This window comes from Paraburkholderia youngii, from assembly GCF_013366925.1.
Taxonomy (GTDB): domain Bacteria; phylum Pseudomonadota; class Gammaproteobacteria; order Burkholderiales; family Burkholderiaceae; genus Paraburkholderia; species Paraburkholderia youngii.
In genome coordinates, this window is record NZ_JAALDK010000001.1 from 1,157,094 (window position 1) to 1,170,845 (window position 13,752).

Annotated in this window: 5 protein-coding genes, 2 tRNA genes and 3 rRNA genes; 8 read left to right on the top strand and 2 right to left on the bottom strand. The window is 60.8% G+C overall.

Features of this window, described 5'->3' with window-relative positions; all coding sequences use genetic code 11:
• Positions 1-3: 3 nt before the first annotated feature.
• The 3 genes from cobN to G5S42_RS05430 all read left to right on the top strand — a co-directional run bounded on the left by cobN (position 4) and on the right by G5S42_RS05430 (position 5,581).
• Positions 4-3,822 (top strand): cobaltochelatase subunit CobN, encoded by a 3,819-nt coding sequence (cobN, locus tag G5S42_RS05420; protein ID WP_176105855.1) that lies wholly within the window; start codon positions 4-6, stop codon positions 3,820-3,822.
• Positions 3,819-4,910 (top strand): magnesium chelatase ATPase subunit I, encoded by a 1,092-nt coding sequence (locus G5S42_RS05425; protein WP_176105856.1) that lies wholly within the window; start codon positions 3,819-3,821, stop codon positions 4,908-4,910. Before cobN ends, G5S42_RS05425 begins: the two co-directional genes overlap by 4 nt.
• Before the next feature lie 131 nt (positions 4,911-5,041).
• Positions 5,042-5,581: a vWA domain-containing protein gene (locus tag G5S42_RS05430; protein ID WP_176105857.1), complete on the top strand. Its 540-nt coding sequence runs from the start codon at positions 5,042-5,044 to the stop codon at positions 5,579-5,581.
• 65 nt (positions 5,582-5,646) lie between these two features.
• On the opposite strand, the gene G5S42_RS05435 is transcribed toward G5S42_RS05430, so the two are convergent.
• A complete protein-coding gene (locus tag G5S42_RS05435) occupies positions 5,647-6,591 on the bottom strand; it encodes a flagellar brake protein (protein ID WP_176105858.1) in 945 nt (314 codons plus the stop codon).
• 583 nt (positions 6,592-7,174) lie between these two features.
• On the opposite strand from G5S42_RS05435, the gene G5S42_RS05440 reads away from it, so the two are divergent.
• The 5 genes from G5S42_RS05440 to rrf all read left to right on the top strand — a co-directional run bounded on the left by G5S42_RS05440 (position 7,175) and on the right by rrf (position 12,492).
• Positions 7,175-8,705 (top strand): 16S ribosomal RNA (locus G5S42_RS05440).
• Between the two features lie 74 nt (positions 8,706-8,779).
• Positions 8,780-8,856, top strand: a tRNA-Ile gene (locus G5S42_RS05445).
• Between the two features lie 47 nt (positions 8,857-8,903).
• A tRNA-Ala gene (locus tag G5S42_RS05450) sits at positions 8,904-8,979 on the top strand.
• Positions 8,980-9,296: 317 nt separating this feature from the next.
• Positions 9,297-12,176: ribosomal RNA gene (locus G5S42_RS05455) — 23S ribosomal RNA — on the top strand.
• Between the two features lie 202 nt (positions 12,177-12,378).
• Positions 12,379-12,492, top strand: a 5S ribosomal RNA gene (gene rrf / locus G5S42_RS05460).
• Together the 16S, 23S and 5S rRNA genes with 2 tRNA genes alongside form the textbook arrangement of a ribosomal RNA operon.
• Before the next feature lie 72 nt (positions 12,493-12,564).
• On the opposite strand, the gene G5S42_RS05465 is transcribed toward rrf, so the two are convergent.
• A complete protein-coding gene (locus G5S42_RS05465) occupies positions 12,565-13,734 on the bottom strand; it encodes a lipocalin-like domain-containing protein (RefSeq protein WP_246391820.1) in 1,170 nt (389 codons plus the stop codon).
• Positions 13,735-13,752: the final 18 nt, after the last annotated feature.

The window sequence follows — 13,752 nt, forward strand, 5'->3', positions numbered from 1 at the left end:
AGCATGCATTTGCTGCGCACGACGCCGGGCGGTTTCGTCGACGATACGCAGGGCGTGATCCGCATCGATCAGCGGCCCGCCGAGATCGTCGTGCTCAGTTCCGCCGACACCACGCTGTCGCTGCTCGCGAGCGTGGTGCCGCGTCTCGATGACGGCTTCCCGAGCCTGCGGCTCGCGAACGTCACGTATCTGCGTCAGCCGGCCTCGGTCGATTTCTATCTCGACGACGTGTTGCAGCATGCGCGCGTGGTCGTCGTCGATCATCTCGGCGGCGAAGCGTATTGGCCGTACGGCATCGAGCAGGTCGTCGCGCTCGCGCAGCGCAAACAGCAAACGCTCGCGATGTTTTCCGGCGATCTGCAGGAGGACCCGAACCTGCTCGCGCGCAGCACCGCGAGCGCCGAGTTGTGTCAGCAGTTGTGGCGCTATCTGCGCGAGGGCGGTCCGCAGAACGCCGAGGCGTTTTTGCGCTGCATCGCGTACCGCGCGCTCGGTTGGGGGCGCGCGCCCGAGCCGCCGCGCGCATTGCCGGCCGCGTCGCTGTATCACCCCGAGCGCGATACGCCTACCGTTGCCGACTGGCAGGCGCGTTGGCGGCAGGACGCGCCGGTTGTCGCGATCCTGTTCTACAAGGCGCATCTGCAGGCCGCCAATACCGCGGTGTTCGATGCGCTGATCGATGCGCTCGAAGCGCAAGGGCTCAATCCGCTGCCTCTCGCGATCACGTCGTTGAAGGATGCGATGAGCCGCGATGTCGTGCAGTCGCTGTGCGCGCAACATGGCGTCGCGCTGGTGCTGAACACCACCGCGTTCGCCGCGTCCGCGATCGACGACCCCGAGCCGCTCGCACTCGCCGGCGACGCGCCGGTGTTCCAGGTGATCCTGAGCGGCGGCAATCGCGACGATTGGCTGAAAGACAACCACGGCCTCAATTCGCGCGATATCGCGATGCACGTCGCGCTGCCCGAAGTGGACGGGCGCATCATCACGCGCGCGATCAGCTTCAAGGGGCTCGCGTATCGCTGTGCGCATACGCAGGTCGACGTGGTTCGTTATCAGCCCGACCTCGAACGGGTGCGCTTTCTCGCCGAGCTGAGCCGGCGCTGGTGCCGTCTGCGTTCGCTCGATAACGCCGACAAGAAAGTCGCGTTGATTCTCGCGAACTATCCGATGAGCGAAGGGCGCATCGGCAATGGCGTGGGACTCGATACGCCGGCATCGGTGGTCGGCATTCTGTCGATGCTGCGCGATGAAGGCTATCGTGTCGGCGAATTGCCAGACAGCGGCGACGCGTTGTTGAACAGGCTGACCGAGGGCGTGACCAACGATCCGGTCGTCCGCGATCTGCGTCCGGCCCTGCAAAGCTTCGCACTCGACGACTATCGCGCGCATTTCGACGCGTTGCCGGCGAGCGTGCGCGACGCGTTGAACGCGCGCTGGGGCAAGCCCGACCAGGACCCGACGCTGCGGCGCGGCCGTTTCATGATCGCGGGCTGGCGCTGCGGGCAGGTGTTCGTCGGCATTCAGCCTTCGCGTTCGCGCGAGCAAGGCGACTATGCGAGCTATCACGATGCCGAGCTCGTACCGCCGCATGCGTACCTCGCGTTCTACTTCTGGCTGCGCCACCAGTTCGGCATCGACGCGGTCGTGCACGTCGGCAAGCACGGCAACCTGGAATGGCTGCCGGGCAAAAGCGTCGCGCTGAGCGATGCGTGCTGGCCCGATCTGATTCTCGGGCCGATGCCGCATCTGTATCCGTTCATCGTCAACGATCCGGGCGAGGGCAGCCAGGCGAAGCGGCGCGCGCAGGCGGTGATCATCGATCATCTGATGCCGCCGCTTACGCGCGCTGAAAGCTACGGGCCGCTGCAAGACCTCGAACGCCAGGTCGACGAATACTACGAAGCATTGATGGTCGATTCGCGTCGCGCAAAGCTCTTGCGTCGCACGATTCTGACGACGATCGTCGAGCATCGGCTGCACGAAGAGCTGAGTCTCGCGGCGCCGAACGGACAGGACGATGAAGACGCGCTGCTCACGCGCGTCGATGCGTGGCTGTGCGAGCTGAAGGAAGCGCAGATTCGCGATGGCCTGCATACGTTCGGGCAGTCGCCGCGCGGCGTGCAGCGGCGCGATACGCTGCTCGCGCTCGGGCGCTTTCCCATCGGCGATGGACAGGGCGGCAAGGCAGGGCTCGTCGACGCGCTGGCGCGCGATCTGCGCATCGATCATCTGTTCGATCCGTTGAGGGTGGATTGGGCCGCCGCATGGGACGGCCGGCGTCCCGAAGTTTTGCAGCGGATCAGCGACGCACCGTGGCGACATTGCGGCGATACCCGCGAGCGGCTGGAGTTGCTTGCGGGCGAGCTGTTGCGCGGCGTCTGCGGTGTCGATTGCGATGACGCGGATCGTTCGCGGGCCGTCCCCGCAGGCGACGAAAGTCTGCCGCAAGCGGCACAGGTGATCGCGCGCCTGCGCGACGACGTGCTGCCGCGCCTCGACGCCTGCGGTCCGCAGGAAATGACGCAGCTCAAGCGCGGCCTCGAAGGACGTTTCGTGCCGCCAGGTCCGAGCGGCTCGCCTTCGCGCGGTCGGCCCGACGTATTGCCCACCGGCCGCAACTTCTATTCGGTCGACACGCGCGCGGTGCCGACCCAAGCCGCGTGGGCACTCGGCCTGAAATCGGCACAGCAACTGATCGAGCGGCATCTGCAGGAGCATGGCGATTATCCGCGCGCGATCGGCCTGTCGGTCTGGGGCACCGCGACGATGCGCACCGGCGGCGACGATATCGCCCAGGCGCTCGCGCTGCTCGGCGTGCGGCCGAAGTGGGCACCGGGCAGTCATCGCGTGACGGACTTCGAGATCATGCCGATCGAAGCGTTCGACCGGCCGCGTATCGACGTCACGCTGCGCGTATCCGGCTTCTTTCGCGATGCGTTCGCCAACGTGATGCATCTGTTCGATGCGGCCGTACAAGCCGTTGCCGAACTCGACGAGCCCGCGGAGCTGAATCCGATTCGCGCGCGCGTGCAGCGCGAACGCGATGCGTTGATCGCCCGCGGCATGGACCCGGTCGATGCGCGCAAGCGCGCCGGCTGGCGCGTGTTCAGCGCGCGACCCGGCGCGTACGGCGCGGGTCTGCAGCAGATGATCGACTCGCGCGAGTGGCAGAGCGACGCCGATCTGGCGAACGCGTACCAGGCGTGGGGCGGATATGCGTATGCGCAGAAGAGCGCGGGCGAGGAAGCGCATCAAGCGTTTGGCGCGCGCCTCGCAGCGCTGGATGTGGTGCTGCAGAACCAGGACAACCGTGAGCACGACGTGCTCGATTCGAACGACTACTACCAGTTTCAGGGTGGCATGGTCGCGGCGGTACGGCATCTGGCCGGTCAGCAGCCGAGTGTCTATCACGCCGATCACAGCAATACGGCCGCGCCGCGCGTGCGGACGCTGCAGGAGGAGATTGCGCGCGTGATCCGCTCGCGCGTCGTCAATCCGAAATGGCTCGATGGCGTGAAGCGCCACGGCTACAAGGGCGCGGCCGAGATCGCCGCGACCGTCGACTATCTGTATGGCTACGACGCGACCGCGCGCGTGATCGCCGATCATCAATACGCGCTCGTCGCCGATGCTTATCTGAACGACGCCGACACCCGCGCGTTCATGCAACGGCACAACCCGCATGCGCTGCATTCGATCTGCGAGCGTTTGCTCGAAGCGATGCAGCGAGGGCTGTGGCAGCAGCCGAGCGACTATCGCGCGCAGGTGGAAGCGCATCTGCTTGCGAGCGAACAGCAGATCGAAGGAAGACAAACATGAATGGAGCGATGCGAGGAACGGACGACCTGGGTGGCGCCGGCTCCTCATCGGGCACCGCGTCGCGGCCGGTTTTTCCGTTTGCGGCGCTGATTGGCCAGACTTCGTTGCAACAGGCGCTGGTGCTCGCCGCGATCGATCCGGGCTTGGGCGGCGTACTGATTAGCGGACCGCGCGGCACCGCGAAGTCCACCGCCGCGCGCGCGCTCGCCGAACTGCTGCCGGAAGGGCGGCTCGTGAATCTGCCGCTTGGCGCGAGCGAGGATCGTCTGATCGGCACGCTCGATATCGAAACCGTGTTGCGCGACGGCTCGGTGCGCTTCTCGCCGGGGCTGCTCGCGAAGGCGCATCGCGGCGTGCTGTACGTCGACGAAGTCAATCTGCTGCCCGATGCGCTCGTCGATGCGTTGCTCGATGCGGCGGCGAGCGGCGTGAACACCGTCGAACGTGATGGCGTGTCGCACAGTCATGACGCGAGCTTCGTGCTGATCGGCACGATGAATCCCGAAGAGGGCGAGTTGCGGCCCCAGCTGATCGACCGCTTCGGTCTGATGGTGGAGTTGCAGAACGCGTTCGAGCCGCAGGTGCGGCAGGCGATCGTCAAAGCGCGGTTCGCGTTCGATCTCGATCCCGCGGGGTTTCGTGCCTCTTATGCGGAGCGGCAGGCTTCATACGTGCAGCGAATTCGCTCGGCGCGCGCGGCGCTGCCGCTGCTGGCGTTCGATGACACCGTCCATGCGCGCGTGAGCACGTTGTGCATCGACGCGGCCGTCGACGGCCTGCGCGCCGACCTCGTGATGCTGCGCGCGGCGCGCGCGCTGGCCGCGTTCGAACAGACGGATGCGGTGACTGTCGGACATGTGGAGCGCGTCGCCGATGCGGTGTTGCTTCATCGGCGACGTCAGCATGATTCGCAACATGTGAATCAGCGTCAGCCGGAAAGCGAGGCGCGGTCACAGGGCGTCGCCGAGGGTGCGTCCGGCGATACGGCGATATCTTCCGCTGACTCCGACTGGGGTTACCTGCCGCCCGAGCCGACCGCGACTGTGCCTGTCAAAGGCGTCATTCCGCTCGACGCAAAAAAACGCTGAGCCATCGGAAGGGCGCCGCCGCTGACTCGCGCAGCGGTTTTCGATGGCCGCAAGGTGCGGGGGCGGGTGCGCGCGACACATCGCGCGGCGAACCGGTCCGGCGCATTGCCTGGCCACCGACGCTCGCCGCGATGCGCGAGCGCACGCTGCGTCGCGAGCATCTGCGTTTCGCACGCGAAGCGCCGCGCGGCGGTGTGCTGCATTGCTTCGTGCTCGATTGCTCCGGGTCGATGCTGGCCGGCCAACGCCTCGCGCTCGCGAAGGGGCTACTGACTGCCTTGTTCGACCGTGCGAGTGCGATGCGCACCGAGGCTGCACTGATCTGCTTCGGCGGTGCGGGCGCGGACATACGCTTCGGCCCCGCCGTGCCGCGCTGGTGGAACGAGCGATGGCTCGCGCCCGTGGGCGGAGGTGGCGGCTCGCCGCTCGCGTCGGGCGTGCGGAGCGCCGCGCATTTGCTCGAGCGCTGCGCGCGGCGACGGCCGGCCCAGCAGCGCTGGCTCTGGATTCTGACCGACGGCCGCACGCGCGACGAACCCGCGCGGCCGGCCGACGCCGACGAAGTCGTGTTCGTCGATTTCGAGCGTGGTGCGATACGGCTCGGCCGTTGCGAAGTGCTCGCCAATGCGTGGGGAGCGCGGCGGTTGACGCCGGAACAGCTGATCGGCTGATCGATGTGTGCGCAGCGAGCTCGGACTGCTCCGTCCGCGCGCGCGTTGGTTGCCAGCCGGAGCGTCTATTTCAGCCCGTTGGACCAATGCTGCACATCCTCCTGACGATCGAACACGAACACCTTCATCGCCATCTGTTGAGCGGAATCGAGTTGATCCAGTTCGAGCCCATGCATGGACGGCTCGCCAGGCGTCTTGCCCTTCTGAACGTTGCGGATCACTGCCATCGTCTCGATCTGCGAATCGTATTCGGCCGACTTCAGCCGAAACGCGATGCGTAGCCGCTCGCCGACCTCGCCCAGTGTCCATGACGCGCACAACGACATGCCGAGTGCGCTGATGCCTTTGGCGAGGCCAAGGCCTTCGTACGTGTCGCCGGCCCCACCGATGCCAAACCGCACGGGCAGATGCGCGTGGACGCGGATCGATTTGCGCTCGCGTAGCCGGCGGACCATGCCGGGTCTCGACAACACGACATAGTCGAACGGCACGCGGCAGACTGCTTCGACCGTGCAGACGAAACGGAACACGGCCTGACTCGCGATCGCGACGAGCTCGACGTTCTCGCCGGGCGTGAGCGGCAGCGGTTGGCCCTGCTGCATCGGCGGCGTGACGAACAGCGCATGATTCGGTGCGAAACCGATGATGCGGCATGGGTGCATCGGCGCGCCGCTGCCGAGTTGCGAACGCATGCCGATCAGGGCGCCGATCTCGAGGTGCATGTCTTTCAGCGTCAGCTCGCCGGTCTCGTCGGGCTGGGTCGTGGGCGCCGGCGGTTGTTGTGCGCCGAGGTCGTACAGGTCGCCGCGGTGCGGGTGGAAGTGTTGAAACAGAAAGGCGCGTTCGTCGGTGGTCGCGAGCGTCGTCGCGCTTGCGAACAGCAGCGTACCGTCGGCATCGACGATCGGCCATGGGAGCGGCGTGCCTACCGGCACCGAATCGGGTTCGAGCGCCGGCGATGCAGCGGCGCGCTGGGTTTCCTCGACGTGTGCGTCGACGGGATTGTCCATAGTCGGCAGCTAATTTAAGTGGCGGGATGATCTGATTGACGGCGAGGAAGGGTAAAACTTTAACTTGGGGAGCGGTGGCGGATTCGAGCTGTGCACGGACTACTTTGTTTTGTCGGTATCTGGACTTCAGTGGATTGAATTGGAGGACTAACTATTTTTGCTTCTTTTTAGGTCTGACGTGAGTTGACTCTTTTGCGGGTGTGGGCAAGGAGATGGAGACGAGTGTCTTTGCTCCCAAAAGAAATTCGCAGAAGGGGCTTGACGGGTTGCCGACCGCTCTCCATAATCTCGCTTCTCTGCTGCAGACGCAGCGACGCAAACGAAGCAGTGCCGGGTGGTGGTTCAGGTGCTGCGGGTTGGGCGGATCGATCTTTAAAAACTAACAGCCGATAAGTGTGGGCGCTTGATGCGGAATGCGGCGGCGGATCCGTTGGATCTGCTGCAAGGCAAAAGTATCAGAAGCCTCACACAGTATTAGAGGAAGGTTTTATCTGTCGAAAGACGGATTGATCATCGTCAGTACGTTGAGTGAGCGACCGGTTCATAAGCAGGAAACTGCGGAACCGAAAACAGTAACAGGTTTGAACTGAAGAGTTTGATCCTGGCTCAGATTGAACGCTGGCGGCATGCCTTACACATGCAAGTCGAACGGCAGCACGGACTTCGGTCTGGTGGCGAGTGGCGAACGGGTGAGTAATACATCGGAACGTGTCCTGGAGTGGGGGATAGCCCGGCGAAAGCCGGATTAATACCGCATACGCTCTGTGGAGGAAAGCGGGGGATCGCAAGACCTCGCGCTCAAGGGGCGGCCGATGGCAGATTAGGTAGTTGGTGGGGTAAAGGCCTACCAAGCCGACGATCTGTAGCTGGTCTGAGAGGACGACCAGCCACACTGGGACTGAGACACGGCCCAGACTCCTACGGGAGGCAGCAGTGGGGAATTTTGGACAATGGGCGCAAGCCTGATCCAGCAATGCCGCGTGTGTGAAGAAGGCCTTCGGGTTGTAAAGCACTTTTGTCCGGAAAGAAAACCTCGTGGCTAATATCCGTGAGGGATGACGGTACCGGAAGAATAAGCACCGGCTAACTACGTGCCAGCAGCCGCGGTAATACGTAGGGTGCGAGCGTTAATCGGAATTACTGGGCGTAAAGCGTGCGCAGGCGGTGCTGTAAGACCGATGTGAAATCCCCGGGCTTAACACGGGAACTGCATTGGTGACTGCAGCGCTGGAGTATGGCAGAGGGGGTGGAATTCCACGTGTAGCAGTGAAATGCGTAGAGATGTGGAGGAACACCGATGGCGAAGGCAGCCCCTCGGGCCAATACTGACGCTCATGCACGAAAGCGTGGGGAGCAAACAGGATTAGATACCCCGGTAGTCCACGCCCTAAACGATGTCAACTGGTTGTCGGGCCTTCATTGGCTTGGTAACGTAGCTAACGCGTGAAGTTGACCGCCTCGGGAGTACGGTCGCAAGATTAAAACTCAAAGGAATTGACGGGGACCCGCACAAGCGGTGGATGATGTGGATTAATTCGATGCAACGCGAAAAACCTTACCTACCCTTGACATGGATGGAATCCTGCTGAGAGGCGGGAGTGCCCGAAAGGGAGCCATCACACAGGTGCTGCATGGCTGTCGTCAGCTCGTGTCGTGAGATGTTGGGTTAAGTCCCGCAACGAGCGCAACCCTTGTCCCTAGTTGCTACGCAAGAGCACTCCAGGGAGACTGCCGGTGACAAACCGGAGGAAGGTGGGGATGACGTCAAGTCCTCATGGCCCTTATGGGTAGGGCTTCACACGTCATACAATGGTCGGAACAGAGGGTTGCCAAGCCGCGAGGTGGAGCCAATCCCAGAAAAACCGATCGTAGTCCGGATCGCACTCTGCAACTCGAGTGCGTGAAGCTGGAATCGCTAGTAATCGCGGATCAGCATGCCGCGGTGAATACGTTCCCGGGTCTTGTACACACCGCCCGTCACACCATGGGAGTGGGTTTTACCAGAAGTGGCTAGTCTAACCGCAAGGAGGACGGTCACCACGGTAGGATTCATGACTGGGGTGAAGTCGTAACAAGGTAGCCGTATCGGAAGGTGCGGCTGGATCACCTCCTTTCCAGAGCTTGCATTGCTGCGCAAGCGCTCACGCTTATCGGCTGTGGTTTAGAGAAGCAACGCAGACAGACTCAGGGGTCTGTAGCTCAGTCGGTTAGAGCACCGTCTTGATAAGGCGGGGGTCGATGGTTCGAATCCATCCAGACCCACCATCTTTGTCTGTGGTGCTGACTGGGACACCCTTGAGTAGGGTATGACCGGGGGATTAGCTCAGCTGGGAGAGCACCTGCTTTGCAAGCAGGGGGTCGTCGGTTCGATCCCGTCATCCTCCACCAATCCTCAATGCGCAGGGTTCTGCATGAAGGCAGAGCGTTGCGCATTGGCGATTGAGCCAGTCAGCGCGGTATGAGGCACAGGCTTTATATCGGCTGTCGTTCTTTAACAATCAGGAAGAAGTAGTAAAGAGATTCACGAAAGCGTACCTGGAGATGGGTGCGTGAGTAGGTGAATCAGGGTTGTGATTGTATCGATGTATTTTAAAGGTGATCGAGAGATCGCTTTGGAATACGGCGCAACACGAATACTCAACCTGTAGCGTGTGTGAAAAACGCTGCCTTCCCAGTGAAGGTGGTGAGAGACACACCCGTTATAGGGTCAAGCGAACAAGTGCATGTGGTGGATGCCTTGGCGATCACAGGCGATGAAGGACGCGGTAGCCTGCGAAAAGCTCCGGGGAGCTGGCAAACGAGCTTTGATCCGGAGATGTCCGAATGGGGAAACCCACTCCTAATGGAGTATCCGTAGCTGAATCCATAGGCTACGTGAAGCGAACGCGGTGAACTGAAACATCTAAGTAACCGCAGGAAAAGAAATCAACCGAGATTCCCAAAGTAGTGGCGAGCGAAATGGGATCAGCCTGTACTCTTTATTTTTCATTGTTAGTCGAACGCTCTGGAAAGTGCGGCCATAGCAGGTGATAGCCCTGTAGACGAAAACAGCGGGAAAGAACTGGGTGTACGAGAAGTAGGGCGGGACACGTGAAATCCTGTCTGAAGATGGGGGGACCATCCTCCAAGGCTAAATACTCGTGATCGACCGATAGTGAACCAGTACCGTGAGGGAAAGGCGAAAAGAACCCCGGGAGGGGAGTGAAACAGATCCTGAAACCGCATGCATACAAACAGTCGGAGCCTCGTAAGGGGTGACGGCGTACCTTTTGTATAATGGGTCAGCGACTTACATTCAGTGGCGAGCTTAACCGATTAGGGCAGGCGTAGCGAAAGCGAGTCCGAACAGGGCGTCCAGTCGCTGGGTGTAGACCCGAAACCAGGTGATCTATCCATGGCCAGGTTGAAGGCACGGTAACACGTGCTGGAGGACCGAACCCACTAACGTTGAAAAGTTAGGGGATGAGCTGTGGATAGGGGTGAAAGGCTAAACAAACCTGGAAATAGCTGGTTCTCTCCGAAAACTATTTAGGTAGTGCCTCGTGTCTCACCTTCGGGGGTAGAGCACTGTCATGGTTGTGGGGTCCATTGCGGATTACTACGCCATAGCAAACTCCGAATACCGAAGAGTGCAATCACGGGAGACAGACATCGGGTGCTAACGTCCGGTGTCAAGAGGGAAACAACCCAGACCGCCAGCTAAGGTCCCCAAATATGGCTAAGTGGGAAACGAAGTGGGAAGGCTAAAACAGTCAGGAGGTTGGCTTAGAAGCAGCCACCCTTTAAAGAAAGCGTAATAGCTCACTGATCGAGTCGTCCTGCGCGGAAGATGTAACGGGGCTAAGCCATATACCGAAGCTGCGGATGCACATTTATGTGCATGGTAGGAGAGCGTTCCGTAAGCCTGCGAAGGTGCACTGGAAAGTGTGCTGGAGGTATCGGAAGTGCGAATGCTGACATGAGTAGCGATAAAGGGGGTGAAAGGCCCCCTCGCCGTAAGCCCAAGGTTTCCTACGCAACGTTCATCGGCGTAGGGTGAGTCGGCCCCTAAGGCGAGGCAGAAATGCGTAGCTGATGGGAAGCAGATTAATATTTCTGCACCATTGTGAAATGCGATGGGGGACGGATCGCGGAAGGTTGTCCGGGTGTTGGAAGTCCCGGTCGCTGCATTGGAGAGGGTGCCTTGGCAAATCCGGGCACAGGACTCAAGGGTGTGGCGCGAGCTTCTTCGGAAGCGAAGCAACTGGAAGGGGTTCCAGGAAAAGCCTCTAAGCTTCAGTTTCACAGTGACCGTACCGCAAACCGACACAGGTGGGCGAGATGAGTATTCTAAGGCGCTTGAGAGAACTCGGGAGAAGGAACTCGGCAAATTGGTACCGTAACTTCGGGATAAGGTACGCCCTGGTAGCTTGACTGGCCTGCGCCAGGAGGGTGAAGGGGTTGCAATAAACTGGTGGCTGCGACTGTTTAATAAAAACACAGCACTCTGCAAACACGAAAGTGGACGTATAGGGTGTGACGCCTGCCCGGTGCCGGAAGATTAAATGATGGGGTGCAAGCTCCTGATTGAAGTCCCGGTAAACGGCGGCCGTAACTATAACGGTCCTAAGGTAGCGAAATTCCTTGTCGGGTAAGTTCCGACCTGCACGAATGGCGTAACGATGGCCACACTGTCTCCTCCCGAGACTCAGCGAAGTTGAAGTGTTTGTGATGATGCAATCTCCCCGCGGCTAGACGGAAAGACCCCATGAACCTTTACTGTAGCTTTGCATTGGACTTTGAACCGGTCTGTGTAGGATAGGTGGGAGGCTGTGAAGCGTGAACGCCAGTTTGCGTGGAGCCGTCCTTGAAATACCACCCTGATCTGTTTGAGGTTCTAACCTTGGTCCGTGATCCGGATCGGGGACAGTGCATGGTAGGCAGTTTGACTGGGGCGGTCTCCTCCCAAAGTGTAACGGAGGAGTACGAAGGTACGCTAGGTACGGTCGGAAATCGTGCTGATAGTGCAATGGCATAAGCGTGCTTGACTGTGAGACTGACAAGTCGAACAGGTGCGAAAGCAGGTCATAGTGATCCGGTGGTTCTGTATGGAAGGGCCATCGCTCAACGGATAAAAGGTACTCTGGGGATAACAGGCTGATACCGCCCAAGAGTTCATATCGACGGCGGTGTTTGGCACCTCGATGTCGGCTCATCTCATCCTGGGGCTGTAGCCGGTCCCAAGGGTATGGCTGTTCGCCATTTAAAGAGGTACGTGAGCTGGGTTTAAAACGTCGTGAGACAGTTTGGTCCCTATCTGCCGTGGGCGCTGGATATTTGAAGGGGGCTGCTCCTAGTACGAGAGGACCGGAGTGGACGAACCTCTGGTGTACCGGTTGTCACGCCAGTGGCATCGCCGGGTAGCTATGTTCGGAAGAGATAACCGCTGAAAGCATCTAAGCGGGAAACTCGCCTTAAGATGAGATATCCCCGGGGCTTCGAGCCCCTTGAAGGGTCGTTCAAGACCAGGACGTTGATAGGTCAGGTGTGCACGTACAGTAATGTACTGAGCTAACTGATACTAATTGCCCGTAAGGCTTGATCCTATAACAGGTGTGTCTCGACAACCGTTAGCGCTTTAGCGCTTACGGGTGTCCGATCCCCGAAGGGGATGAAGACATGCAGTTTGAGATCAGTGTTGTGCCAGCAACAACACAACCCCAAACACACGAATCCTTTACGCTTCTTCCCGATTGGCTGTGGCGCCGGGTTGAGCCCAACCCGACAGCGACGCAGCACCCCGTCATGCCTGATGACCATAGCGAGTCGGTCCCACCCCTTCCCATCCCGAACAGGACCGTGAAACGACTCCACGCCGATGATAGTGCGGATTGCCCGTGTGAAAGTAGGTAATCGTCAGGCTCCCCCAAAGCCAGAAACCCCACCCGCAGCGGTGGGGTTTTTGCGTTTACGCGGTCGATTCCGCGCGCTTCACTACTTTCCGATCCGCAGCACATCCGCGTAACCCGTCAGTTCCAGATAGGCCCGCCCTACATCGGCATTCTGTTGGCTCACTCGCACCGCGCCTTCCCAATACACTGCGCCGGTCGACTGTCGTGAATCGAGTTCCTGATCGTCCATCAGCGGATCGAGTTGCCATGTCAGAGTTCCGGCTCTAACCGTCATCGATACCGGGTACAAAGTATTTGTGTGCGGCGACCGCCACATGCGATGCGGCGTGAACGCAACTTCGCCGGGGCCGAAGTTCGTTACCTGCCCATCGGGTCTGCGAAGCGTCGCGTGGGCCCATGTTGCATGTCCATCGCGGCTACGGATCTTGAATATCATGAGCGCCGAGCCGTCCGTCAAATTGGCGCCGAGCCAATCCCATCCGACCGCATTGGCGTCGAGCAACGTGCTCGACCATTCGTGATCGAGCCATGCGGTACCCGTCACGGCAGCATTGCGCGTCGAGTCGTTTGCACCCGCGGCCGGGCGCACCACAGTGCCCGTCACGCGGAGTTGCGGTTCGCTGTAGTAATAGCTTGCCTGTTCGGGACGCGCTCCTTTGCGCGAGTAACCGCGCTCGCCCTGAATTAGCGGAGGCTGCGTTGGCGCGAGTTGGAGGTGTAGCGAGAATCCGCTTGCGTCGGCGATGACGTCGTAGTGACCGTCCGCGGCGCGAATCATTTTCCATGCGTCGAGTTTGACGTTGGTGTTGTCGGGCTTCGCGTAGGAAAGCCCGAGACCTTGCCGGGCGATGCGTTGATCGTGAACGAGATGGCCGATGGCCGGATCGCTCAGCGCAGCGTGCGCAATGATCAGTTGCGAGGGGGCGAAGGCGCTGGGGTCGGCGGCATCGTGACCAGTCGCCGAACGGAAGAACGTGATCTGGAATCCGAGCGGTTGGTGGTCGGGTGTCGTGAGCCAGCCCGTCGCGTACCACCATTCGGTGCGGAATTCCGGATGGGCACCGGTGTCCCGCGGAAACGAGATCAGATGTTCTGGCGTGACTATCGCGAAGGCGGCCGGCGTGGATGCAGAGGAGTCGCTGCTAGCGGCAAAAGAGGGCGACGCAGCGGCTATGCCAACGCAAAGTAGGCTCCGAAAAGTTCGATGAGGGTATGGGAGTGAAGATTTGCTGGGACTCCAAAGCAATCGCATCCCCCACGCACGCCGCAC